At 73.1% G+C, this 24,775-nt stretch carries 20 protein-coding genes; 8 read left to right on the forward strand and 12 right to left on the reverse strand.

The features are described from left to right. Nucleotides 1-72: 72 nt before the first annotated feature. The 5 genes from M4486_RS11035 to M4486_RS11055 all read right to left on the reverse strand — a co-directional run bounded on the left by M4486_RS11035 (nucleotide 73) and on the right by M4486_RS11055 (nucleotide 9,204). Nucleotides 73-1,029 carry a beta-ketoacyl-ACP synthase III gene (locus M4486_RS11035; protein ID WP_249477213.1) on the reverse strand — a complete coding sequence of 319 codons (957 nt, stop codon included), beginning with the start codon at nucleotides 1,027-1,029 and terminating at the stop codon, nucleotides 73-75. Between the two features lie 36 nt (nucleotides 1,030-1,065). Then, nucleotides 1,066-2,223 carry a VanZ family protein gene (locus M4486_RS11040; protein ID WP_249477214.1) on the reverse strand — a complete coding sequence of 386 codons (1,158 nt, stop codon included), beginning with the start codon at nucleotides 2,221-2,223 and terminating at the stop codon, nucleotides 1,066-1,068. Nucleotides 2,224-2,590: 367 nt separating this feature from the next. Further along, the gene (locus M4486_RS11045) at nucleotides 2,591-4,450 is read right to left on the reverse strand and encodes an RICIN domain-containing protein (RefSeq protein ID WP_249477215.1); all 1,860 of its coding nucleotides are present in this window, start codon (nucleotides 4,448-4,450) and stop codon (nucleotides 2,591-2,593) included. A 333-nt stretch (nucleotides 4,451-4,783) separates the two neighbouring features. Then, complete coding sequence (locus M4486_RS11050; RefSeq protein ID WP_249477216.1) at nucleotides 4,784-8,047, reverse strand: AAA family ATPase; 3,264 nt, start codon at nucleotides 8,045-8,047, stop codon at nucleotides 4,784-4,786. After that, nucleotides 8,044-9,204, reverse strand: coding sequence for an exonuclease SbcCD subunit D (locus M4486_RS11055; protein WP_249477217.1), 1,161 nt, complete (start codon nucleotides 9,202-9,204; stop codon nucleotides 8,044-8,046). The genes M4486_RS11050 and M4486_RS11055 overlap by 4 nt, the downstream gene beginning before the upstream one ends. A gap of 157 nt (nucleotides 9,205-9,361) precedes the next feature. Here M4486_RS11055 and bla point away from each other — a divergent pair, with 157 nt between their 5' ends. Together bla and M4486_RS11065 are read left to right on the forward strand one after the other, a co-directional pair. Continuing rightward, nucleotides 9,362-10,273, forward strand: coding sequence for a class A beta-lactamase (gene bla / locus M4486_RS11060; RefSeq protein WP_249477218.1), 912 nt, complete (start codon nucleotides 9,362-9,364; stop codon nucleotides 10,271-10,273). A gap of 79 nt (nucleotides 10,274-10,352) precedes the next feature. Further along, a complete protein-coding gene (locus M4486_RS11065; RefSeq protein ID WP_249481117.1) occupies nucleotides 10,353-11,120 on the forward strand; it encodes a maleylpyruvate isomerase N-terminal domain-containing protein in 768 nt (255 codons plus the stop codon). 109 nt (nucleotides 11,121-11,229) lie between these two features. On the opposite strand, the gene M4486_RS11070 is transcribed toward M4486_RS11065, so the two are convergent. The 5 genes from M4486_RS11070 to M4486_RS11090 form a co-directional block, all read right to left on the reverse strand. Then, a complete protein-coding gene (locus tag M4486_RS11070; protein WP_249477219.1) occupies nucleotides 11,230-12,831 on the reverse strand; it encodes a sulfatase family protein in 1,602 nt (533 codons plus the stop codon). 247 nt (nucleotides 12,832-13,078) lie between these two features. After that, a complete protein-coding gene (locus M4486_RS11075; protein WP_249477221.1) occupies nucleotides 13,079-14,650 on the reverse strand; it encodes a sugar porter family MFS transporter in 1,572 nt (523 codons plus the stop codon). Nucleotides 14,651-14,798: 148 nt separating this feature from the next. Continuing rightward, nucleotides 14,799-15,935 carry an ROK family transcriptional regulator gene (locus M4486_RS11080; protein WP_249477222.1) on the reverse strand — a complete coding sequence of 379 codons (1,137 nt, stop codon included), beginning with the start codon at nucleotides 15,933-15,935 and terminating at the stop codon, nucleotides 14,799-14,801. 159 nt (nucleotides 15,936-16,094) lie between these two features. Next, entirely contained in the window at nucleotides 16,095-17,546 is a 1,452-nt protein-coding gene (locus tag M4486_RS11085) for an MFS transporter (protein ID WP_249477223.1), read from the reverse strand. Then, complete coding sequence (locus tag M4486_RS11090) at nucleotides 17,543-18,199, reverse strand: GntR family transcriptional regulator (protein ID WP_249477224.1); 657 nt, start codon at nucleotides 18,197-18,199, stop codon at nucleotides 17,543-17,545. Before M4486_RS11090 ends, M4486_RS11085 begins: the two co-directional genes overlap by 4 nt. A 101-nt stretch (nucleotides 18,200-18,300) precedes the next feature. On the opposite strand from M4486_RS11090, the gene M4486_RS11095 reads away from it, so the two are divergent. Beyond that, complete coding sequence (locus M4486_RS11095; protein ID WP_249477225.1) at nucleotides 18,301-19,947, forward strand: dihydrolipoyl dehydrogenase family protein; 1,647 nt, start codon at nucleotides 18,301-18,303, stop codon at nucleotides 19,945-19,947. Between the two features lie 58 nt (nucleotides 19,948-20,005). Here M4486_RS11095 and M4486_RS11100 read toward each other — a convergent pair whose 3' ends face one another. Further along, on the reverse strand, nucleotides 20,006-20,470 hold the full coding sequence (locus M4486_RS11100; RefSeq protein ID WP_249477226.1) for a hypothetical protein: 465 nt from the start codon (nucleotides 20,468-20,470) through the stop codon (nucleotides 20,006-20,008). Nucleotides 20,471-20,680: 210 nt separating this feature from the next. Next, nucleotides 20,681-21,190, reverse strand: coding sequence for a DinB family protein (locus M4486_RS11105; protein WP_249477227.1), 510 nt, complete (start codon nucleotides 21,188-21,190; stop codon nucleotides 20,681-20,683). 82 nt (nucleotides 21,191-21,272) lie between these two features. Here M4486_RS11105 and M4486_RS11110 point away from each other — a divergent pair, with 82 nt between their 5' ends. The 5 genes from M4486_RS11110 (at nucleotide 21,273) to M4486_RS11130 (ending at nucleotide 24,755) form a co-directional block, all read left to right on the forward strand. Then, nucleotides 21,273-21,782, forward strand: a complete 510-nt coding sequence (locus tag M4486_RS11110; protein ID WP_249477228.1) for a GNAT family N-acetyltransferase — start codon at nucleotides 21,273-21,275, stop codon at nucleotides 21,780-21,782. A 35-nt stretch (nucleotides 21,783-21,817) separates the two neighbouring features. Further along, entirely contained in the window at nucleotides 21,818-22,303 is a 486-nt protein-coding gene (locus tag M4486_RS11115) for a P-loop nucleotide/nucleoside kinase family protein (protein ID WP_249477229.1), read from the forward strand. A gap of 152 nt (nucleotides 22,304-22,455) precedes the next feature. Further along, nucleotides 22,456-22,920, forward strand: a complete 465-nt coding sequence (locus M4486_RS11120; protein ID WP_249477230.1) for a PadR family transcriptional regulator — start codon at nucleotides 22,456-22,458, stop codon at nucleotides 22,918-22,920. Beyond that, nucleotides 22,904-24,052, forward strand: a complete 1,149-nt coding sequence (locus M4486_RS11125; RefSeq protein ID WP_249477231.1) for a hypothetical protein — start codon at nucleotides 22,904-22,906, stop codon at nucleotides 24,050-24,052. The genes M4486_RS11120 and M4486_RS11125 overlap by 17 nt, the downstream gene beginning before the upstream one ends. A gap of 52 nt (nucleotides 24,053-24,104) precedes the next feature. Further along, nucleotides 24,105-24,755 (forward strand): TetR/AcrR family transcriptional regulator, encoded by a 651-nt coding sequence (locus M4486_RS11130; protein WP_249477232.1) that lies wholly within the window; start codon nucleotides 24,105-24,107, stop codon nucleotides 24,753-24,755. Nucleotides 24,756-24,775: the final 20 nt, after the last annotated feature.

The raw sequence follows: 24,775 nt of genomic DNA on the forward strand, positions 1-24,775 counted from the left end.
TCGCGCAATAAGCCTGCGGTGAATGCGAAGCCGAGGGTCCTGACCCGTCGGCCCCGGGCATCCGGAACCGGCTCAGGGCAGGCGCACGACCTGGCCGGCCCAGGAGAAGCCGCCGCCGAAGCCGACCAGCAGCGCGGTGGCGCCGGCGGGGATCCTCCCAGCCTCGCGCATGCGGGAGATCGCGAGCGGGATGGTCGCGGCGGAGGTGTTGCCGGAGGTGATGATGTCGTCGGCCACGATCGCGTCCTCGCGCAGGTCGAGGGCGGCGGCGAGCGGCTCGATCATGCGCAGGTTCGCCTGGTGGGGCACGAACACGTCGATGTCGGCCATGGTCAGGCCGGCGGTCTCGACGATCTTCTGCGAGAGCTTCGGCGCCTCGCGCAGCGCCCATCCGAGCACCTGGCGTCCCTGCTGGGAGAAGCAGCCGCTGGGCGGGCCGATGGTGACGGCGTCGGCGAGATCGGTGACGGTCCCCCACTGCACGGGCGAGATCGTCGGCTCATCGTTCGGGACCAGGACCATGGCGCCCGCGCCGTCGGCCGTGAGGATGCAGGTGGTGCGGTCGGAGTAGTCGGTGACCGCGGAGAGCTTCTCGGCGCCGATCACGAGCGTCGTGGTGGAGGCGCCCGCGCGGATCGACATGTCCGCCACCGCGAGCGCGTGCTCGAAGCCCGAGCAGGCGGCGCCCACGTCGAAGGCGGCGGGGTCGGACAGGCCCAGCAGGTGCGCGACCCGACCGGCCGCGCTCGGCGAGCGCTCTTGGTTCGAGCAGGTCGCGACGATCACCTGGGTGACCTGCGCGGGGTCGATGCCGGCGTCGGCCAGGGCGTTGCGACCGGCCTCGGCGGCGAGATCGGCGACGTCCTGGTCGTCGGCGGCGATGCGGCGGGACTCGATGCCCGTGCGCTGGCGGATCCACTCATCGCTGGTCTCGACCATCTGCTCGAGGTCGTGATTGGTCATGATGCGCTCGGGCCGGTAGTGACCGGTGCCGACGATCCGCGAGCCGGCCGGAGGCGTGGTGGGCATGTGGGTCCTTCCTGCAAAGGCTGGTCTGCCGGGAGTCTAGGCCGCGGTGGACCGCTCACGCGCCGTGACGCCCGCATCTGTGAGAGCACGCGCATCGACCATCCCGTTGCCCGCCAGACGCCCCGAGAGCCCACGATGGTCGCCGACGAGCGCGAAGACCAGCACGACCAGCATGTACAGGCCGATCGCGAGGCTCAGTGCGCCGGACGCCAGAGGCACGCCCGCCGCGGACAGCAGCAGCGCGAGCGCGCGCCCCACCGTCCACACGCCGCCCACGGCGCTCGCGCGCAGCAGGCGGGCTCGGACGCCGCCGCTCCCGCGCGGCCACGCCGGCGCGATGCCCACGGCTCGCTGCCCGATGGAGGCGCCGCTGCGCCCCAGGGCGGGCAGGGCGAAGACCACGGCGAAGGCGAGCACGAGGAGCACGGCCTGCCCCGGTTCGCCGAGCTCGCGGATCTGCCGTGCGTCGGTCGCGAACACGAGCTCGACGACGGCGCGTCCGAGATCGAACAAGAACCCGACGAGGCCGACGGCGATCAGATCGACCACCATGCCCAGCAGACGGCGCAGACCCGAGACGCGATGCGAGCGCCGGGCCGTGAGCTGCTCGGGACTCGGCATCCACCAGTGCAGGAGCAGCGGGGCGAGCAGCGCGCCGACGAGAGCGCCCGCGGTGTTCAGGAGGAGGTCGTCGATGTCGGCGATGCGGTAGCTGCAGTCGTAGATGCCCCACAGCCCGGTGTACTGGGTGGTCTCGATCGCGAGGGAGACGAGGGCGCCGAGCGCGGTGGCCGCGAGCACTCCGCGGCGGAGCATGCCCCGCACCGCGAGCCCGAGCGGGACGAACAGCACCACGTTCAGCGCGGCCTGCAGGACCGCCCAGCTGGTGACGGCCTCACGGAGCCCCAGCCCGCCGCCCTCGCGCACGATGTCCGCGACGAACTGGAACGGCGTCACCTGCAGCACTCGGCCGGCGCCCTCGCCGCAGGCCCGCGCCGGATCGGGCAGGGGCAGCAGCGTGTAGGCGACCAGGGCGACGCCGTAGACGCTCACCGCCGCCGCACCGAGAAGGCGCAGGACGCTGAGCCGCCCGTACCTGCGGTACTGGAGGACGAGGATCGGCACGAGCAGGCCGACGAACAGCACGCCGCCGCCGATCACGGAGAAGGGGATCTGCCAGGTCCAATCGCTCACGCCTCAGGACATTACGGCGACCCGGCCCCGCGCGGCATCCGCCTGCGAGCGCTCGCGGACGGCGCGCTCTCCACCCGTGAGCGGACCGCGCGGGACGCCGGGTCACGCCGGGGACGGATCGGACGGCGGGCGTGGTGGCGGGGGCGGGGCGGCGCAGCGCGGGGCGGGGCGGCGCGGGGCAGCGCGACTCGGGGCAGGACGGCGACGCCCGGCAGGGGCCGCAGGAGCCGCGGTCTCGCCGTCGAGTGGTGCGAAACGGTTGCCATGAGCGTCCATGACAACCGTTTCGTACCACTCGCGGCCCCAGGACGGGCGCGGCCGGCCGAGACCCCGGCCCGGTTCGCCGCTCAGCCCCTCGGGGCGCCGATCAGCCCTTCGCGACGGCGATCTTCAGGGACTGTCCTTCGTCGGCCGTCGAGGCGCTGCCGTGGAAGTCGGCGGCGTCCGTGGTCGCTGAGGTCACGCTGCCCTCGAGGTCGAGAACGAGGCCGGAGTAGCGGTTCACCAGGTGGTAGGTGCCGGTGTGCTCACCGGTGGCCGGGTCGGTGTCGCGCACGACCCACCACTGCTGGCCCACGGACGGATCCGTGCGCTTGCCGTGCTTCTCGCCCGCCGCCTCGGTGGCCTTCACCTTGGTGCCCCAGGCGCGCTGCTCCGTCTTCGTGGAGTCGACGCCCAGCAGTGCTCCGCTGCGGGTGTTGGCGATCGTGTACGCGCCGTCGCCCGTCGGGGCGATCTTCCAGGATGCGCCGACATCGGTGCGCTTCGCGGTGCCGACCACCTTCGCCTGTCCCTTCTTCTGCTGGCCGAGCGCGGTGCTCTTCCCGGTGGAGAGGGTGTAGGCCTTCTTCGTGGAGAAGAGGTTCTGGGCCTCGGTCGCGGTCTGGTCCTCGCTGTCGATCGAGACGTCGAAGTACTCGCCGTCCGACTCGCCCGTGCAGGAGATCGAGCAGTAGGAGCGGAAGTCCTTGCCGATGATGTTGCCGCTGGTCAGGGACTTCGAGTCCACCATCCAGCGGTACCAGGAAGCCCAGTCCTGGTCGTCGCCGGTGCCGAGGAGATGCCACTTCTGGCTCGTGAGGTCGTAGGTGGCGTAGTACTCCTGCGGGCCGGGGCGCGTCGCGCCCTCGGGCTGGCCGATGTAGAGCCCCAGGTGCGCGTCGTAGCTGATGTTCATGACGAACAGGGGCGAGGTGCCGGGCAACTCGCCGGCCTTCACCTGGGCGTCGGTGTTCCCCGGGTTGGTCGGGTCGTAGTCGTCCTCGGGAGCGGTATACCCGGCGGCGTCGCGGTCGGTGACCGGGGTCAGGTTCGACTCCTTGCCGCCCAGGCCCTTCTGGGAGAACGAGCCGTCGTAGAACTTGGTCCACGAGCCGGGCGCCATCTTCTTCGAGATCGGCGCGCGGGCCACATGCGAGAGGTTCACGTTCTCCCCGCCCTTGCCCTGCTTCCCGATCACGCGGGAGCCGTAGTAGACGTAGAAGTAGCCGGAGGCCGTGTCGACGAACAGCCGCGGGTCGCCGTCGCCGTAGTTGTACGTGTCCTCGGGGAACTGCTTCTCGTCACCGCGCTTCGTGGAGTACGGCGAGGTGATGATGTGGTCCTTGATGTCCCAGGTCTTCCCGCTGTCCGTGGAGACGGCGTAGTCCAGGGAGTCGTAGTGCAGGCCGTCGCCGAAGGGGCGACCGGTGAACTCGTTGTGCACGATGCCGATCCAGTCCCCGGAGTCGGGGTCGACCCACACGCCCACGAGGTCGCAGAAGTTCTTCTGGCTGTAGGAGCCGGTGGGGTCCTTGCTGGCCTCCTTGCCGGTGGGGCTCTGGTTGCAGCGCACGGTCGTATCGTCGTTGCGGTGCGTGGGGTCGTCCGGGTCCGCGGCGGTGTTGCGCTCCTTGTCCGCGGTCATGTCGTCGATGTTCGTGCCCCTAAAGAAGAGCCACTCGCGCGGATCGTCCTTCGCGTAGAGGGCGTGGGCCGACTGCGCGTGGAAGCTGCCGTCGGCATCGGTGAACATCGCGGCTGGAGTGTCGTCGGGGAAGGCGTAGTCGTGGCTGGCGCCGACGGTGATCTCGGCCGACGAGGACGCGGCCTGCGAGGAGTCCGAGCCGTCGGCCGCGACGGGGGCTCCGGTGGCCATCGGCGCGGCGGAGGCGAGGGACGGGGTGGCGATCACGAGCCCGGCGACAGCGGCGGACAGGATCGATGCAGCACGAGACCTGCTGGTCATGGGGATTCCTGGGGGTCGGGGACGGGGGGATCGGGGACCATGCCGGAGCACGAGAGGTGACCCCGATCACGGCACGACCGTATCGCAAAACGATTGACGCGTGACGTCCTCTGCAACTTTTCCGGGGAAGGTGCGGCGATTCGCGCAGCGTGCGGGGCTCCGCCCGCGCCGCCTGCCCGGAAGCACGAAACCGCGCTGCCTGACGAGAAGCACGAAACGGTTGCCATGGGCGCCCATGGCAACCGTTTCGTACTTCTCGAGCGCAGGGACACGGCCGACCTCCCGCGTCGGCCGCCGCCCCGACCGCTCCCGGCCATCGCTCCCGTCGGCCGCTCAGGCGGTGATGGTGGCGGTCGAGGAGCCCGACGGGCTGCGGCGCACGTGGATCTGCTCGGAGATCTGGGTCTTGAGGTCGCCGACGTGGCTGACGATGCCGATGGTGCGGCCGTGCTGGGCGAGGTGGCCGATCTCGGCGACGACGGTCTCGAGGGTCTGCGGGTCGAGCGAGCCGAAGCCCTCATCGATGAACAGGGTCTCCATGCGCACTCCCCCGGCCTCACCGGTGACGATGTCCGCCAGACCCAGGGCGAGAGCGAGGGAGACGAAGAAGGTCTCGCCGCCGGAGAGGGTCTCGGGCACGCGCGCCTGGTCGGTGCGCCGGTCCATGACCAGCAGGTCCAGCCCGGTCTTGCGGGCGCCGCGGGCGCCGTCGTCGCGCAGCAGCTCGAGGTCGGTGCCGGAGAAGCGGGCGAGCCGGGCGTTGGCGGCGTCCACGACGTCCTCGAACCGCCGCATGAGCACGAATGTCGACAGCGGGATGCGGCGGCCCTCGGCGGAGCGGGCGGTGGCGAGGTCGGCGACGCGCACCACCACGCCGGCGCGCTCGCTGACGCCCGTGACCTCGCGCATCGCCCGCTCGAGCGCCTCGAGGGCGGCGGCGGAGCGCTCGGCGACGGCACCGAGGCGGGCCGCGACGGCGGAGGCCTCGCGCAGGGCGTTCTGCGCCGCGACGAGCTGTTCGCCGGCGGTGGAGGCTGCGACGCGGGCGGCCTCGAGCGCCTCGTCGCTCGGGTCGGCATCGGACACGCCGTCCTCGGCGAGGCCGTCGGCATGGCGCGACTCCTCGACGGCGCGCTGCTGGAGGGAGGCCGTGAGGGTGCGGCGCTCGGCCTCCGGCAGCACGGCCTCGCGCACGGCGGCGTCATCGGCGAGGGCATCGCCGTCGACGAGAGCACCGTCGTCGACGAGAACGTCGTCGTCGGACGCGGCGTCGTCGCGCGGCGCGCCCGCCGCCGACGTGCCGTCCTCCGTCCGCTCCTGGGCTGTCCGTTCCGCCTGCTCGCGCAGTGCAGCCCGCGCGTTCTCGCGAGCGGCCTCGGTCTCCTCGGCGAGGCTTTCGGCGCGCGCCGCCTCCTCGGTGGAGGCGCGAAGGGCCTCGCGCAGGGCGGTCGCGGCGCGGGCGCGGGCTGCGTGGTGGCCGCGGCGCGCGGCGATCGATTCCGCCTCGCCGCGGGCGTCCGCCACGCGCGCACGATCCTTCTCGAGTGCGGCCGACGCCTCCCGCTGCGCGGTGCGCTCGCGCTCGAGGGCCAGGGCCTGCTGGGAGCGCTCGGTGGTGAGCTGCGAGGTCGCCTCGTCGTGGGCGGTGATCGCGGTCTCCGCTTCGGTGGCCTCGGTCTGTGCGGCCGTGGCCTTCGCGGTGGCCTCGCGGGCGGCCGTGTGCGCGGCCTCGGCGGCGTCGGTGTCGAGGCCGCCGGCGCGCTCGCGCAGGGTCTCGAGCTCGCCCTCGACGACGGCCTTCTTCCGCGCAGCATCGTGGTAGGTGCGTTCGGCCTGCTGGCGCTGGGCCTCCGCCTGCTCGACCTGCTCGGCGTCGACGGCATCATGCGTGGGGGTGGCGGGATGCGGGTGGTCGGCGGATCCGCAGACGGGGCACGGGGCGTCCTCGCCGAGATCGACGGCGAGCTCGGCGGCGATGCCCGCGAAGCGGCGTCGACGCAGGTCGGCCTCGGTCTCGGAGGCGAGGCGCGCGGCCTCGAGGGTGCTCGCCGCGAGGGTCTCGGCCCGGGTCAGCGCGGTCTGCTGCTGAGCGGCGGCGCGGGCGGCCTGCAGGCGCTCGGCGGCGGTCTTCTCGGCGAGGCGCGCGTCGGCGAGGCCGGAGGCACGGGTGCGGGCGTCGTCCCGAGCGGCGAGGAGCTCCTGCTTCGCGGCGGGACGCGCAGCGATGGTCTCGTCGAGGGCGGCGAGGTCGCGGGCGGCACGGTCGCTGCGCTCGGCACGGTCGGCGAGCTGTGCGCCGCGGCTCTCGAGGCCCTCCTCGAGGGAGGCGAGGTCGGCGAGCGCTCCGGCGCGTGCGGTGTCCTCCTCGGCGGAGGCGGCGAGCGCAGCGGGGGCGTCCTCCCCGGACAGGAGCTCGGCGATCTCGGGATGCTGGTTCCGGGTGGTCTCGGCGAGATCCGTGAGGTCGCGCTCGGCCCGGGCGGCTCTGCCCGCCGCCTGTTCGCGGCGGCGCAGCAGCTCGGCGACGGGGCGTGCGGCCTCGTCGCGGGCGAGGCGGGCGCGGGCCGAGCGGATCTGCGGCGCGGCCGCGTCGAGGCGCGCGCCCAGGGCGTCGAGCTCACGGCGGCGGTCGATGCGTGTGCGCGAGAGAGCGGTCTGCTCCGCGTGGGCGCGGGCGGACGCCTCGGAGGCGGTCTGGGCGTCCTGGTCCTGCGCGGCGTCGGCAGCGGTCTGCCGGCTCGCTTCGAGGTGCTCGCGGGCGGCGGCGCCGAGCTCGTCCAGGCGCAGCGCCTCGGCATGGCCCTCGAGCGCGTCGAGCGGCTCGCCCTCCACGCCGACGGCCTCGACGAAGCGGGCGAGGGCGCGGCCGAGGGATCCCTTCGCGGCGTCGACCTCGCGCTTGGCCTCCTTGCGCATCTCCTCGAGCTGCTTCTCGACGTCCTGGTAGATCTCGGTGCCGAACACGCGCTGCAGCACCTGCTGGCGCTCGGCGGTGCCGGCGCGCAGGAAGCGCGCGAACTCGTTCTGGGGCAGCAGGACGGTCTGCGTGAACTGCTCGCGGCTGAGGCCGACGGCGCGCTGGATCTCGCGACCCACCTCGTCCAGGCGGGTCGCCAGGGGCTCCGCCGCGCCGACCGGGGACGATGCCGCGCCCGCCGTGCCCGACGGGGAGTCCGTCCCGTCGGCCGCTCCCCCGGTGACCTCCGCGATCACGCCGGGCAGCAGCTCGGGTGAGCCGAGCCGCCACAGCAGCGCCTTGGCCTGCTGCTTCGTGGTGCCGGTGCCGCGCTTCTTGGCGCGCTCGTACTCGGGCTCGCGGTGGACGCGGAAGATGCCGGCGCCGGTCTCGAAGACGAGGTCGACCACGCTCGCGGAGTTCGCGGAGGCGAACTGGGAGCGGATCCGGTCGCTGCTCGCGCCGCTGCCGGCAACGCTCCCAAAGAGCGCGTAGACGATCGCGTCGAGGATCGTGGACTTGCCGGAGCCCGTCGGCCCCTCGAGGAGGAACATGCCGCTCGCGCCGAGCGCGGCGAAGTCGATGTCGACGGCCCCCGCGAAGGGGCCGATCCCTCGCAGGTGCAGGTGGTGGAGCTTCACGAGGCCTCCTGATCGCGCGAGCGCACGGCCGTGTACGCCTCGTCCATGACCTCGTGCTCGCGCGCGCTCGGCTCGCCGCCGGTGACGTAGCCCAGGAACTCGTCCATGACCTCGAGGGGATCGGCCTCGCGCCGCACCTCGGGCGCCGCCTCGCCGGCCTCGCGCCCCTCGGGCTCGTAGGAGGTGAGCAGCAGGTGCGGGTAGGCGGCGCGCAGGCGCTCCTGCAGGTGGGCGGGACGGGCGGTGTCGGTGACGGTGGCCTTCAGCCAGTCCTCGCCGTGCGCGCCGGCCTGCGCGAGCAGGGACTCGAGGTCCCCGCGCAGGGCGGTGAGGCGGCGGGGCACAGGCGTCCCGATGCGCTCGACCTCGATCTCCCCGCGTGCCCCGAGCTCGACGAGGAGCACGGACTTGCGGTGGTCCTTCTCGGAGAAGGAGAAGGCGAGCGGGGAGCCCGAGTAGCGGGCCGGGGAGCCGACGGACCGCGTGAGGTCCTGGCATCCGTGGAGGTGGCCGAGGGCCACGTAGTCGAATCCGGCGAGCACGGGCGCCGGGACGGAGTCGACGCCGCCCACCGAGAGGTCCCTCTCGGACTCGCTGGGCTCGCCGCCGCTGACGAAGGTGTGGGCGAGCACGACGGTGCGGGCGCCGGGATGCTCGGCCGCGCGCTCGCGCACCCGGTCCAGGGCGGCGCGGGTGACGGCCTCGTGGCTGCGGCCCAGCGGCTCCTCCCCCTCCGCGACGAGCCGGTGGCGGGCCGTGTCCGGCTCGAGATAGGGCAGGCCGAAGAACAGCACCTCGCCGTGCTCGTCCTCGACGCTCACCGGATGGTCGAGCCCGGGGGTGTCGGTCAGCAGGTGGACGCCCGCACGCATGAGCTCGCGACCGAAGCCCAGGCGGTCCGCAGAATCGTGGTTTCCGGGAGTCAGCACCACGGTCGCGGTCTCCGCGAGGCGCGAGAGGGTGCGCCCGAGCAGCCGGATCGCAGGGATCGGCGGCACGGCGCGGTCGTACACGTCGCCGGGGATCACGACCACGTCGACCTCGCGCTCGCGCACCAGGTCCACGAGCCAGTCGTGGAAGGCGACCTGGTGTTCGTGCAGGTCCTCGCCGTGCAGGGTGCGCCCCAGGTGCCAGTCCGAGGTGTGCAGGATCAACATGTCGACGAGCCTATGCGGAGGCGCGGACATCCGAGTCGGCGACGCCCCGGCGGCGTCCGGTGCAGACCGCCGTCCGGTGCTGACCGCCTTCCGGGGCGGATCGCCCTCCGGTGCGGCTCGTCTTGAGCCGCTCGGACACCGACGCGAGGATGGCTGCATGACGTTCACCCGACGCGCCCTGCTCTCCGCCGCCGCGATCACGCCGGGGGTCCTCTCGGCCTCCGCGGCCCGCGCCGAGCCCGCTGCCGACGCCGAGCAGGGAGGCGCACGGCGGGGCTTCCGCCGGGCCCTCGCGGACCTCGAGACCGCCCACGACGCCCGGATCGGGGTGAGCGCCCGCGTCGTCGGCGGCTCCCCTGCTCTCACCCACCGCGGCCACGAACGCTTCGCCCTCGCCTCCACGGGCAAGGTCCTCACCTCGGCGCTCGTCCTGCGCGAGGCCTCCGACGAGCGGCTCCAGCAGATCATCCGCTTCACCGCCGAGGATCTCGAGGAGTACTCCCCCGTCACGAGCGAGCACGTGGACGAGGGGATGCGCCTCATCGAGCTCATCGACGCCGCGCTCACCCGCAGCGACAACACGGCCCAGAACCTGCTGTTCACGGAGCTGGGCGGACCGCGCGCGGTGCAGCGCCGACTCCGGCGCCTGGGCGACGGCATCACCCGGACCGACCGCACCGAGCCCGAGCTGAACACCGCGATCCCCGGCGATGCCCGCGACACGACCACCCCAGCCCAGATGGCAGCCGACCTCGAGGTCGCGACGCTCGGCCACGGCCACGGTCGCAATGCCCTCGGACGCGACCGCTCGGCGCAGCTGCTCGCGATGATGCGCGCGAACACCACGGGGGACGCGGCGATCCGCGCGGGCGTCCCGTCGACCTGGACCGTCGCGGACAAGACCGGCGCCGGCGGCTACGGCACCAGCAACGACGTCGCCGTGATCACCCGTCCGCATGCGGCGCCTCTCGTGCTCGCCGTGTACACGACGGGCCGCAACGAGGACGCCGAGCTGCCGACGGAGCTGATCGCCCAGGTCACCCGGCACGTGGTGGATGCCCTGGGCTGAGCGCGCACCGCGTCGTCCCCGACGCGGCCCCGCAGGGCGTGGCACGATCCTTCACACGGCGCGAGGAGCGGGGTGCGTGATGGGGCGGACGGCAGCACCGGGCAGGGACGCCCGGATCGAGGCCTATCTCGACGCGTGGGGCGACCTATGGAGCGCCATCGACGCGCTCCCTTCCGAGGCCTTCTCCGAACCCTCGGGGTGCCGGGGCTGGCTGGTGCGCGACCTCGTCTGCCACCTGGTGATCGACGTGCAGGACGTGCTGATCACGCTCGCGACGCCGGCCGGGACGTCGGCAGAGGCCCCGGGCGCGACCCCGGTCGAGGCGGATGCCGGGACGTCGGCCGACGAGGAACCGCAGCGACCCGTCGACGCGGCGGGCTACTGGAGCATCGTGGACGCGCCCACGGGCGAGGACCCGCTCGATGCGCTCATCCCCCGCCTCGCCGCGGCGTACGGGGACCCTGCCCTGCTCACCTTCCATCTCGACGACCTGGGGTCGGCCGCCTCGCGCGCGATGCGGGACGCCGACCCCGACCGCCTCGTCGAGACGCAGGGCATGGTGCTGCGCGCGGGGGACTTCGCGGACGCCTACGTGCTCGAGTGGACCCTGCACCATCTGGACCTCGTCGAGGGGGCATCGGGCACCCCCGCCCCGTCGGCCGCCTCCCTCGCGCGCGCCCGCGAGCTGCTGATCCGTGTCATCGCCGGACCGGGCGACCCACCGTCGATCGACGTCCCCGACGCGGATCTGCTGCGGATCCTCACGGGCAGGCGGACCGCGTCGGCCGACGAGCTCGCGGCGCTCCCGCCCCGGATCGCGCAGGGCCTCCCCTACCCCGTCGGCTGAGGGAGTTCACGACGCCGTTCGGCGGAAGCCCGCCGTCCGACGGAGCCGGCCGGCGCATCCGGCCGGCGAAACGGGACGGCGAATCCGGACGGCGACACCCTCCGACCGATCAGCCGCGATAGGTCGACTCGTCGAGCCCCGACATCGTCGGGTCGTGGTCGAGGTGGCCCACCGCATCCATCGAGCTCATCCAGTGGTAGAAGTTGTCGCCGCGCTCGCGCAGGCGCTCGTAGAGGTCGGCGAGCATCGCCCGGCGCGGCTGCTCGAGCAGGGGGTCCTCGAAGCGGTTGGAGAGCTCGTCGGGGTCCGACTGCAGGTCGTAGAACTCGTTGCGCGACTCGGGATTCACCACGAGCTTGAAGCGGGGCCCGCGCAGCATGCGCTGGGCGATCGGGAAGTGGTGGCCGTGGAACTCGCACAGCACGTTCTCGTCCCACTCCGGATGCTCGCCCCGCACGATCGGCAGCAGGGAGCGGGAGTCCACGGCGGGATCCGTCGGCCGACCGGCGAGATCCAGGAACGTCGCGGGCAGGTCGATGAGGCTCACGAAATCCTCCCGCACCTGCGCCGGGCAGCCGGGGACGCGCAGGATGCCGCCCGTGCGGTAGATGTCGTCGTACATCGCCGGGCCCTTGTCGTGCAGACGGTGGGAGCCGGTGAACTCGCCGTGGTCCGAGCTGAAGGCGACGGCGGTGGTCTCCGAGAGGCCGAGCTCGTCGAGCGCGGCGAGGATCCGCCCGAACTCGCGGTCGATCATGGTCACGTAGCCCCAGTAGACGGCGATGAGCTTGCGCGACTGCTCCTCCGTCATGGTGTCGAAGGCCCAGTGCCCGGAGTAGTTGCGCTGCACCGGGGGCTTGTCGGCGAAGTCCTCGGCGACCGATCGGGGCAGCTCGACGTCCGCCGGGTCGTACATGTCGAAGTACTCGTCGGGGATCACGTAGGGCAGGTGGGGGCCGGAGAAGCTCGAGACCACGAAGAACGGCGTCTCGCCGCTGCGCGCTCCCTGCGCGTAGCGGGTGAGCATCTCGATGGTGCGATCGGCCAGGTAGTGCTCGAAAGTCGCCTCCACGGGCTGGTGCAGGCGCGCGGCCATGAGGTTCCCGACCTCGCCGTTGGGGAAGGTGCCGCGGATGCGGTCGCTGATCTCGTACGGAGGATGCCCGTGCTCCTCGAGCCACGCCAGGTAGTCGGGGTGGTCCACGGCGTTGTGCCAGCCCGGGTAGTGCTCGGCCTCGAAGCCGAAGTCGGCGGCCGTGCGCTCCTCCCCCACGTGCCACTTGCCGACCAGCCCGCACTCGTATCCGCTCGCGCGCAGGTCCTCGGGGACCGTCCACTGGTCCTCGGGCAGGTCCTCGATGTAGCCGACGTTGCGCTCGTGATTCGCCAGCAGCTTGTGACGGAAGGGTGCCGCGCCGGTGAACAGGGACGCGCGCGCCGGGGTGCAGATCGCCGTGGGCGTGAACCAGTTCTCGAAGCGCGTGCCCTCGGCCGCGAGGGCGTCGAGGTGCGGTGTGCGGCAGATCGGGCTGCCGTAGCAGCCCAGGGTGTCGACCCGGTGCTGGTCCGTCATGAGCATGAGGATGCTCCGGCGGGCGGGGGCGTCGGGGGCTGGGGTGCCGGGGGCAGCGGTGGCGGGCGCAGCGGTGCCGGTGGCGGAGGCATCAGACGTGGAGGTGCCGGTGGCGGAGGTGGCGGAGCCGGAGGTCATGATCGGAATCCTTCCATCGAGGATGTGGAACGTGCGGTGGGACGAAGAACGAGGCCGAGAGCCGCCCCGCACCCCAGACCCGTCCCGGATCCGACCGCGAGAGGTGCGAAATCGTTGCCATGGACGCTCTTGGCAACCATTTCGTACCACTCGCGGTCCGACGGAGCGCGCCGGAGCGGAAAGCTCGTGGGCGCGTGGGTCGCGGAGGTGCGACGGTCGGGCAGGCGCGAGGCGCGGCGCGGGACGGTCAGCCGCGGGCGGCGGCGGGGGCGTCGGCGATGTCGTCCATCTGCTCGAGCTCGAGGTTCTTGGTCTCGGGCACGAGCTTGAGGACGAAGAGGATCGAGGCGAGCGCGATGATCGCGTAGACCGCGTACGTGGTCCCGATCGACCAGGCCGCGAGCACCGGGAAGGTGAGGGTGACCGCGAAGTTCGAGGCCCACTCGACGCCGCCCGCGACGGAGGTCGCGGCGCCGCGCATGCGGTTGGGGAACATCTCGCCGATGAGCACCCACATGATCGGGCCCCAGGTCCCCGCGTAGGCGCCGACGTACAGGCACAGGGCGAGCAGCGCCAGGATGCCGAGCACCGGCGAGGAGGCGAGATCGGGGGCGGTGCCTCCGCCGTCCTGCGCGACCTGCGGCGCGGTCAGCATGATGACGGCGGTGACCACGAGCGCGGCGAACATCGAGATCGACCCCCACAGCAGCAGCGGCCGCCTGCCCACCCGGTCCACGAGCAGCATGCCCAGGATGATCGCGACGACCTTCACCGCGGTGAGCACGAGGGTCTGCTTCAGGGCGTCCTGCTCGCCGAAGCCGATGGTCGAGAAGATCGTGGTCGCGTAGTAGAAGATCGCGTTGATGCCGACCAGCTGCTGCAGCGCCGCCAGACCGATGCCCACCCAGACGATGCGCTGCAGCCGGGACGTGCCGGGGACGAGCAGGGCGCGGAAGCCGCTGCCCCGTCGGCCGGAGCCGGGGCCGGAGTCGTGGCCGGTAAGGGAGCGGGTGATCTCCTCGACGCGCTGGTCCACGCCCTCCTCGCCGACCGTTCGGGCGAGCACGGCGCGAGCCTGGTCGGTGCGGCCGTGGGCGATGAGGAAGCGGGGCGACTCGGGGATCAGCAGCGAGGCGACCAGGTAGATCACGCCGCCCACGGCGACCGAGAGGAACGCCCACTGCCAGACCTCGAGATGGAGGCCGAGCAGGCCCAGCTGGGAAGTCGACAGCGGGGCGTCGCCCTGCGGAGCGGGCGCGGCGGCGAGCATCGCATCGCCCAGCAGGCCGCACACGAACAGACCGATGATCAGCATGAACTGGCGCAGGGAGACGAGCATGCCGCGCATGGAGGCGGGGGAGGTCTCCGAGACATAGGCGGGGGCGATGGTCATCGCGGCGCCCATCGCCATCCCGGAGAAGATCCGCCAGAACAGGAACATCGCCATCGAGTCGCCCACGAAGGCGGTGCCCACGGAGGAGACGATGAACAGGATCGCGGCGACGATCATGATGGCCCGTCGGCCGATGCGATCCGAGAGCCGCCCGGCGAGGAACGCGCCGAGCACCGCGGTGAGCACGCCGAACGCGACGGCGAAGCCCAGCATCCCGGTGCTCGCGCCGGTGTGGAAGGCGAGCGCGTTCTTGATGACGTTCAGGGACATCGCGTCCCAGCCGAACATGAGGCCGGAGATCGAGGCTGCCAGCGCGGCTCCGAGCGCACGACGCCGTGCGGCGCGCGGGACGACGGGCGTCGCCTCGGGGGCGGGGACGTCCGGGCCGGGCCCGGCGGAGGCCGTGGACGGGTCGGGGTGTGTCATGCGATCAGGTCCTTTCCTGGTCGGCGGGCGGCGATGCGACGTGCGGCGGGTGCGAGGCGGGTGGGATACGGCGGGGTACAAGGCGAGGCGGGGGTGCGATCCGGAGCGGCGACGAGCGCTGCGCCGATGCGCTGGTCGCGGCGGTGGTTCAGGTGCGGGGGTGGAGGACGACGAGGGCGGCGCCGGTGGCGCCCGCGAAGGCGTCGAGCCGTCCGCGCTCGAGCGGGATCAGGGGGAATCGCTCCCCCACGTCCTCGGCGACGAGCGGGCGGACCGCCTCGAGGAGGCGGTCGTCGGCGTCGAGGAGGTCGCCGGTGAGGATGACTTCGTCGGGGTCGACGATGGTGGTGGCCAGCACGATCGCCCGAGCGAGCGCACGGGCGACGCGATCCAGCACGCCGCGCAGCTGCGGGGCGTCGTCCGCGAGGGCATCGCGCAGCGCGGACGGCGAACGCAGCAACACGCCGTGGCTGCGCAGAGCGGCGAGCACCGCAGGCGTCGAGGCGACGGTCTCGAGGCACCCGGAGCGTCCGCAGCGGCACGCCATGCCGGGGAGCTCGACGGGCAGATGGCCGATCTCGCCGGCCATGCCGTCGGCCCCCAGGTCGAGGACTCCGTCGCGCACGACGGCTCCGCCGACGCCCTGGTAGCAGCGCACGTGCAGGGTGGTGCGGTGGCCGTCGCCCGCGGCGAGATGCTCCGCGAAGGCGGCGCAGCGGGTCGTGTTGTCGACGTGCACGGGGACGCCGTAGCGCGCCTCCAGCGCCTGGACGAGACCGTGCCATGGGGCGCGCTCGGGACGCGTGAGCGCGGCCGGGCCGGAGATCCCGAGGCCGACGCCGCGCAGGGCGGTCGGGCGGTTCGACGGGCGGTCGTCGGCGCCGTCGAGGTCTGCGAGCATGCGCAGCACGAGCTGCTGGCGGCGGGCGGCGCCGAGGCTCTCCTCGTGGGTCCGCTCCCGGCTCGCGAGGACCTCGCCGAGGGTGTTCAGGTGGACGACGCGCACCGCGCCGTGGGCGAGGTCGATGCCGATCGACCGCACGGCGGCCCGGTCGATCGCGACGCGCTCGGTGGGGCGGCCGCGGCCGGGCTGCTCGTCGTGGCCGACGACCTCGACGGCGCCCTCCTCGACCAGGCGGGTGAGCACGGCGGAGACGGTCGAGCGGCTCAGGCCCGTCGACTCCGCGATGAGAGCGCGGGTGAGCGTCCCGCCGCCGCGGAAGGCGTCGATGACTTCGGCCTCGCGCGGATGGGCGGGAGTCGGCAGCGACCCCGTCGTGGACATGCCCCCACGCTAGGGGCGGCGATTTCCTCCATCTCGCCGGTGCAGAATCACCGACGAGATGAGACGTGGTTCACATCCCACCGAGAGGTGAGTTGTTGTGGTCAAAACACCCTTTTGACGACGACAACTCACCTCTCGATGTCGCGATGAGGCGAGAACTCACCTTTCGATGCTCGATGCGATCCTCGATGCGGCTGGGGCGCCGTGCTCAGCGATCGATGGTCGCGACGGTTCCGTCCTCGCGCGCGCACCAGGGCCGTCGGCCGCGAGGCCGCGCTCGTCGGCCGGGAGATGCCGCCGCGAGGCGACGAGGATCCCGATCCAGCACAGCCCGCCCAGACCCACGATGACGGCGAGCACGACGTGCACGTCGACGAGGTGGGCGACGGCGGCGATCACCGCGGGGGCGAGGAAGCCGGCGTAGGCGGCGGCGTAGAAGACGCCGGTGAGCCCGGCGAGATCGCGCGCGCCGGCGATGCGCTGCACCTCGAGCAGGGAGGAGACCAGCGCGATTCCCATGCCCACGCCGATCACGACGTTCGCGCCCAGGCCGATCGCCACCGACTGCGTGCGGATCGCGAGGGCGACGACGGCGATGCCCACCAGCATGATCCCCACGGCCGCGACGAGGCCGCGGGCGGATTCGAGCGAGTGGACCCTCTGGGCGAGCGGCTGGATCGCACTGGAGACGCCGAGCGCGATCACCGTGGCGGCGGTCGCGCACACCAGGCCCCAGCTGCCGGTCGCGCCGGCGAGCTGCGTGGGCAGGTAGCCGTAGCCGATCGCAGCGGAGCCGAAGATCCAGGGCGCCCCCAGCAGCACGACGCGCGTGAACCGGCGGTGCCCGGCGCTCGGCACCCCGAGCTGGCGCCACCACGGCCCGGCAAGGCCGCCGGGCACGCGCCCCTCGGGCAGGCGCGCGACGATGACCAGGAACGGGACGGCCAGCGCGAGGTGCACGAGGAAGGGCAGCACCTCGGGCAGCGGGCCCCACTGGGCGACGAGCCCGGCCAGCAGCGCCCCGGCCGCGGAGCCCGTAGTGAAGGCGAGGGACGCGCGGCGCGCACCGGAGTCCTCGGCGGCTCCGGGGTCGAAGCGCCCCTGGGAGAGCTCCTTGATCCAGGCGTTGCCCACGGCCATCGCGACGCCGACGGAGACGCCGGAGAACAGTCTGCCGACCGCGAGGAAGGGCGCCCCGGCGGGCCCGAGGGCGAGCAGGACGCTCCCGATCAGGGCGGCGAGCACGCCGACAAGCATGAGCGGACGCCTGCCGTGCCGGTCGGAGAGGGACCCGGCGATCAGCAGCGCGGGGGCGAGACCGAGCACGTAGACGCCCAGGAAGATGTTCACCAGGAGCGAGGAGAAGTGCTCCCTGTTCTCGTACATGAGCAGGAGCGGGCTGAACTGATTGCCCGCCCACGAGCACACGAAGACCGCGCCCCAGGCGGCGATCCAGGGCTTCACCCCGCCGAGGGCGGCGCGGCGGGCCGGAGTCACCGGCTCCTCCGCGGCCGACGCGACGGCGAGGACCGTCGTCGTCTCCGTCCCGATCTCGGTCTCCGCCTCCGCCGTCGCGCCCTCCTGCTCCGTCTCCGTCTCCGTGACGCTCACAGGACCCCCTGGTGCGAGGCGACGTGCTCGTGCAGGGTGCGCGCATAGGCGGCGGCATCGCCCTCGGCGAGCGCCCGGGCGAGCCGGCGGTGATGCTCGAGCGAGGCATGCAGCTGCTCGGGGCGCACGCGCATGAGCTGGTGGCGCAGGCGCTGCTGGCGGTCGCGCAGGGTCGCGGTGAACATGACGGCGACGGCGTTGCCCGAGCCCTCGATGACGGCGGAGTGGAAGCGCGAGTCGGCGTCGATGAAGGCCGGGACGTCCTCGGCCTCGATCGCGCGGGACTGCTCGTCCAGAAGGTCCTCGAGAGCGGACGCGAGGTCCCCCGCCGCGCCGTCGGCGATGGCCCGGGCCGCTGCGGAGGACTCGATGGCCTCGCGCATCTCGAGCACGTCGCGGGCCTCGTGCGGGGACATGGGGCGCACCACGGCGCCGCGGCGGTGCTCGAGACTCAGCAGGCCCTCGGCAGCCAGCCGCAGGAACGCCTCGTGCATGGGGGTGCGGGAGAGGTCGAGCTCGCGGCGCAGCGCGTTCTCGCTGACGCTCTCCCCGCCGGCCAGCTCGCCGCGGATGATGGCGCTCTTGACGTGCTCGTATGCGCGCTCGGCCGCAGCCTGTGCGGGCGATGCGCTCTCGTCGTTCTCGAAGTTCACGACTCCAGCCTAAGGGCTTGCATGCACGCTTGCACGCAAGCCCACCGGGTCGCGTGAGCGAGGGAACGCACGGGCGGCCCGACGCGCGTAGCGTGGCTCACATGACGAGCGATCCGCGGACCGCCGGAGCTTCGCGCTCCGCCTCCGCTTCTCCTGTTCCCAATCCTTCTTCCGACGCAACGCCGACCTCTGCGTCCACCCCCTCCGACGACGTCCTCGAGGTCGACGTGATCGTGCTCGGGGGCGGCCCCGTCGGCGAGAACGTCGCCCAGTACGCGATCGAGGGCACGGGGCTCACCGCGGCGATCGTCGAGGGCGAGCGCATGGGCGGGGAGTGCTCCTATTGGGCGTGCATGCCGTCGAAGGCGCTGCTGCGCCCGCTCGACGTGCGTGCCGCGGCCGCGCACCTGCCGGGCATCACCACTCCGGAGATCGACGTCGAGGAGCTGCTCGCCCGGCGCGACGACTGGGTCTCCCACTACGACGACACCGGCCAGGTGCAGTGGGCCGAGGGCGCGGGACTCACCGTGGTGCGCGGCCACGGGGCGCTCAGCGGCGAGCGCGAGGTGACCGTGCGAGCGGCAGACGGGACGGGCGCCGACGGGACGCCTGCCGGCGACGACGCGCCCCGCGTGCTGCGTGCCCGCCGGACGGTGGTGCTCGCGACGGGCAGCGAGCCCGTGATCCCCGCGCCGTACCGCGAGCTCGCGCCGTGGACCTCGCGCGATGCGACCGGGGTGAAGGAGGTGCCGGGGCGCCTGCTGATCGTCGGCGGCGGCGTGGTCGCGTGCGAGGCGGCGACGTGGATGCGTGCGCTGGGCAGCGAGGTCACGATGCTGGTGCGCGGCGAGCGTCTGCTGCCGTCGGCGGAGCCCGAGGCCTCCGAGCACGTGCGCACGGGTCTCGAGGCGATCGGGGTCCGCGTGCTCACCGGGGCCTCTGTCCAGGACGCCTCGCGGGACGGCGTCTCGCAGGACGCCGCCGAGGAGAGCGGGATCGGTCGCGTCCACGGCGGCGAGGTGCGGGTGCGCGTCGGGGGCGCGGCGGGAACCGGCGCGCACGACAACGGGGACGGTGGTGGGATCGGTGGTGACTTCACGGCCGACGAGATCCTCGTCGCGACCGGTCGTCGGCCTCGACTGCAGGACGTGGGGCTCGAGGCGGTCGGCCTCTCCCCCGAGGACGTCACGGGCGAGGCTCTCCCCGACTGGCTGCGCGCCGTCGGGGATGCGAGCGGCGAGGCGCCGCTGACCCATTGGGGCAAGTACCGGGCGCGCGTGATCGGCGAGGAGATCCGGGACGCCGCCCTCGCGGACGTCGAGCCCACGCCCCCTCCGGAGCCGGTCGCGCAGGGCCGGGCGGTCCCGCAGGTCGTGTTCACGGATCCGCAGGTGGCGAGCGTCGGTCTCACCGAGAGCGCGGCGCGGGATGCGGGCTTCGACGTGGTCGTCGCCCAGGTGCCCTTCGAGGGGTCGGCCGGCAGCGCGCTGCTGCGCGACGACGCCGCCGGGGTCGCGAAGATCGTCGTGGACGCGGTGACGCACCGGCTGCTCGGGGCGACCTTCGCGGGCCCGGACGCCGCGGAGATCGTGCACGCGGCGACCGTCGCGATCGTCGGCGAGATCCCGGTCGACGTGCTGCGCCATGCGGTGCCGAGCTATCCGGCGGCCTCCGAGCTGTGGCTGCGTCTGCTCGAGGAGCTGCCGCGCGGGTACCGGCACGCGGCGCCGCAGGAGCGTCGAGAGTAGGCGGGCCGCGGCGCTGGGCGCGGCGCGCGCTCAGCGCTCAGCGCTCAGCGCTCAGCGCTCACCCCATGATCGTCAGGAACACCCCGACGCCGAGGAATCCGAGGCCGCTCACCATGGCGAGGATGCCGATGGCCTCCATCGGCACGAAGAACAACGAGTGCGGGCCGTGGCGGCCGATGAGCGCCCGGCCGCGCGCGATCTCGGCATCGATCATGGAATCGGCCTCTTCGCGGCTGCGGGGCATGACGCCGTCGATCGCGAAGGCGCCGGCCTGGGCGGCCGCCTGCATCTTGGGCTCGGCCTCGAGCGCCCAGGCGGTCGCGCGGCTGCGCGGGGCCGTGATGTTCACGTACCAGCCGTGCAGCGTGGTGATCGCGCCGCCGAGGAGCAGCGCCACGCCCGCCATCAGCGGCATCGCTCCCTCGAAGCGCAGCACGCCCGCACCGAGCCCGCCCACCAGCAGTCCGATCAGCGCCCCGATGTACAGGACCGCGAGGATTCCCCAGCCGCGCCAGATGATCATGTCTACTCGTCCCTCTCGTCGCGAGGTGACCCGGCCCTGCGCCTCGGTCGGCGAGGCCTCGCGACGTGACGACCCTAGCCAGGACCGGCGACCCTGACCAGAACACATCCGGCAATGTGGACGAGTCGGCCGCCATCGGGAGGACAAGCCGTCGCAGCGCGATGAAGCGCTTCGCCTCTCTGCCCTGCGGCGACGCCGCCGTGACGCCTCTCAGTACCCGACGCGGCCGTCGATCGCCTCGCGCACGAGGTCGAGATGCCCCAGATGCCGGGCGTACTCCTCGATGAGGTGGGTGAGGATCCAGCGCAGGTTCAAATGCTCCCCGCGGCGCAGTCCGCGCACCGGGCCGTCGAGGTCCGCCGAGCTCGCCGCGGCCGCGCGCGTAGTCTCGATCTCGCGGCGGTAGCGCTCCACGTCGGCGAGCGCGGTGGCGGGGTCGATGTCGTCGAAGTCGCCGTCGGGGCTGGCCTGCGTGCAGTAGTAGTCCGGGAGCTCCTCGTCGAGCGTGACCTCGCGCAGCCAGTACGCCTGGACCTCGGTGAGGTGGCGGAGGATCCCGATCGGGCTCAGGGTCGAGGGCGGGAGGGGCCTCTCGCACAGCTGCGCGGCGTCCAGGCCGTCGATCTTGAGCAGCAGGGTCTCGCGGTAGAAGTCGACCCAGTGATCCAGGGTCTCCCGCTCCCCCGCGAGCATGGGGCCGAAGCGCCTCGTGTCGTCCATGCTCGGAAGTCTGGGGCTCAGACCCCTCGGTGGCCAGGGAATTTCCTTGTCCCGTCCCGGGAGCCCGCCCTATGTTCGCGTCATGGACATCACGCTGCGGGCGCTCCGTCGCGAGGACGCGCGCGCGATCGTCGCCGCCGAGGACGACGCGACCGTGCGGTTCCTCAGCGGAGGCCGCAGCACGGTGCGGGGCACCGAGGAGTTCATCGACCGCCTGGAGCGCGAGGCGAAGGTAGGTCGTTCGAAGCGCGCCTTCGGCATATGGGCCGACGGGGCCTGCGTGGGCACCGTCGACTTCGACCCGCAGGTCAACGATGGCCTCGAGCCCGGCGACGTGAACATCGCCTACGGGGTCGCGCCGTGGATTCGCGGGCGGGGCGTCGCGGTGCGCGCCGTCGATCTGGTGTGCGGGATCATCGCCGAGCGGCACCTGGGCGAGCGGGCGGCGATCCGCGCGTCGGCCGAGAATCCGGCGTCCCAGCGCGTGGCGGAGAAGGCCGGATTCGTGTTCTCGCACGAGATGCGCAGCACGACCGACGTCGACGACCAGGGACGACCGGAGGCGCTCCGAGTGTTCGTGCGGGCGCTGTGAGGGCCGCCGACGTCCCTCGTCGATACTCTCTCCACGTGCCCGACCACTCCCCCGCGCTCACCCTGTTCCACGGCCCGCCCGGTGCGGGCAAGACGACGCTCGCCCGGCGCCTCGAGGCCGACGGCGTCGGCCTGCGGATCTCGACCGACGACTGGCAGGACGCACTCGGAGTCGACCTCACCGATGACGACTTCCACGAGCGGCTGCAGCGGCATCTCTACGCCCACGCGCTCACGCTGCTCGAGCGCGGGGTCGACGTGATCCTCGAGGACGGCCTCTGGATGCGCGACGAGCGCACTCGCACGTTCACCGACGCCCGGGCCCGTGGCGCACGCATCCACTGGCACGTCTTCGACGTCGGCCGCGAGGAGCTGCTGCGACGGCTCGCCGAGCGCGCTGGGGCCCGAGCCGCGGGCGCGGTCCCCATCCCGCCGAAAGAGCTCGACCGCATCCTGGAGCTCGTCGAGCCGCCCACACCCGAGGAGCTCGCCGCGGTCGACGCGGTCACAGTGCATCGCTGAGGCGAGCGGCTCCGCGTCATGGCGCGCGACCCCTGGCCCAGGTGCGATCGCGCGACCGCGGGTGCCCTCACGGGACCGCGGGTGATCTCACGGGGCCTCGGGGACGCGCGCACCCACGCCACACTCGCTATGTACGTTCTATACTTAGCTCCATGACGGATCTACCGGACGTCCCACCCGAGCACCCGAGCACCGAGCCCTCGTGGCCGCCGATGTGGGTGCGCGCGCTGCTGCCCACGGCGATCCTCGCGAGCCTGGACGGGACTCCTCTCCACGGCTACGCGATCGCCCAGGCGCTCGGCGCTCGGGGCTTCGGAGTCCCGCGCGGCGGATCGCTGTACCCGGCCCTGGCGAAGCTCGAGGAGGCGGGGGCGATCGAGGCGGCCTGGACGCCGGGCGCCTCGGGGCCCGCGCGCCGCCAGTACACGCTCACCGGCGCGGGTCGCGACCGGCTCGCACGCGAACGCACCCAGCTCACGGACCTCGCCGAGGCACTCCGACCCGACGACACTGTCGCCACCTCCGCACCCGCCACCGCCTCGCACATCGAGCCCGCACGCTCCGACCCCGCACCCGCCGCCGCATCGACAGGAGGAACCGATGACCACCGCCGATGACCCCGCGCCCGCCCCGAACGCGAGCACCGCGATCGAGCGGCCGTCGGGCGAACAGCTGCGGCGCGCCGAAGAGGCGTTCCTCGCCGCCCGCGGCGAGGCCACCGACACGGACTGGGCCGAACTGGCCTTCGCGCGCCTGGTCTTCGCGGACGTGCAGGTCGAGGTCGCCGAGCAGCTGCTCACCGGCGCCGCACAGACCCTCGCGGAGGCCCAGGAGGCGCCTTCGGCCCTGTGGGGAGCGCCCGGCGACTGGGCCGACGAGCAGGTCGCGGAGCTCAGGGCCTCGGGCGTCGACGTGTTCGACGACAGCCTGCTCATGGGTCCGCGCGAGAGCGTGCTGACCGCGTTCGGCCTCGCCGCAGGACTCGCCGCCCTGTTCTTCGTCGCGGAGCTGATCTCCCTGCTGATCGGCGATGACCTGCGGGCGGGCCTCAGCATCGGGCTCGCGATCGCGCCGCTGCTGCTGGGCGCCCTCCTGGTCGCGACGATCACGGTGTACAAGCGGGCGCTGGGGCGCTTCTCGTTCCCGGTGACGATCCTGCTGTGCGCCCTGACCGTCGCCGCCGGCGCCGCGGTCGCCGCGAACGTCATGATCCCGCTCGGCGGCGTCCGCCTGGGCGTGCCGAGCCTGCTCGTGGTGGTGATGGTGCCGGTGTACGCCGGTCTGGCCTGGGTGATCGGGAAGGTCTGGCCGAAGCCCGCGCCCGCCCCGGCCCCGCCGATCACCGCCCAGCAGATCCTCGAGGCCTCCCGCCTCGGGGACGAGCAGTGGCTCTCCCGCGCGAGGGGCGCACTGCGCCGACGCGGGGATCTGACCGGCTCCCGGATCGACAGCGCACTCGCCGAGGCGGGAGCTCATGCGGCCGACGGCGACTCCTCGCTGGTCGGCGAATTCGGAGCGCCCGAGGACTTCGCCCGCTCCCTGCCGGCCGATCCGCGCACCGCCCCGCGGCGGCTCACACTGCTGTACTCCGCGCTGGTGGTGCTGTGGCCGCTCGTGGGGCTCATCGGCCTCACCGATCCCGACTGGACCCTCAGCTGGTCGCAGCTCATCTACCCGGCGCTGATGATCATCTGCGCCTGCCTGGCGGTCCAGCACGCCAGGGACTGGCGGCGCGCGGCGCAGGCATGAGTGGAGCCGCGCTGCGAGGATCGGCCTCCCCACCGATTGGTACCCTCCCAGCGTGCCCACCTCCTCGAACGACGGTCCCGCGCCCACGCGGCGCGCCTACCGGTCGACCCTGCGGGAGGAGCGCGCGGCGGAGACACGACGTCGGATCGTGCGCGCCGCCCGGGAGCTGTTCACGAGCGAAGGATTCGCCTCCACCACCGTCGCGATGATCGCCGCGCGGGCGGAGGTCGCCGCGCCGACGGTGTACGCGACCTTCGGCTCGAAGTCCGCGATCGTCGGCGCGATGCTCGAGGGCCTCGAGCAGGAGGCGCAGAGCGAGGCGTGGGACGCCAGGATCCGTTCCGAGCAGGACCCTCGCCGCCGCCTCGCCCTGTACGCGGCCTTCCTGCGCGCTCTCTACTCCGGCGGACAGGGCATCTGGCCTGCAGCGATGGGGGCGGCAGGCGATCCCGCCGTGGCCGAGCTCAAGGAGCGCGGCGAGCAGCGATCCCGCGCATGGCTCGCCCCGATCGTCAACGCTCTCGCGGAGGCGGACGCCCTCGCCGTCGGACTCTCGCGCGAGGACGCCGTGGACCGCGCCTGGATGCTGAGCGCCCTCGAGCTCTACTTCCGCGGGACCGCCGGGCTGGGCTGGGACGACGACCAGTACGAGGCGTGGCTCGCCCAGTCCCTCCTCGCACAGCTCACCCGCCCGGCCGCCTGAGCACAGCCCGCCCGACCCGG

The sequence above is a fragment of the Brachybacterium kimchii genome, from assembly GCF_023373525.1.
GTDB classification, from domain to species: domain Bacteria; phylum Actinomycetota; class Actinomycetes; order Actinomycetales; family Dermabacteraceae; genus Brachybacterium; species Brachybacterium kimchii.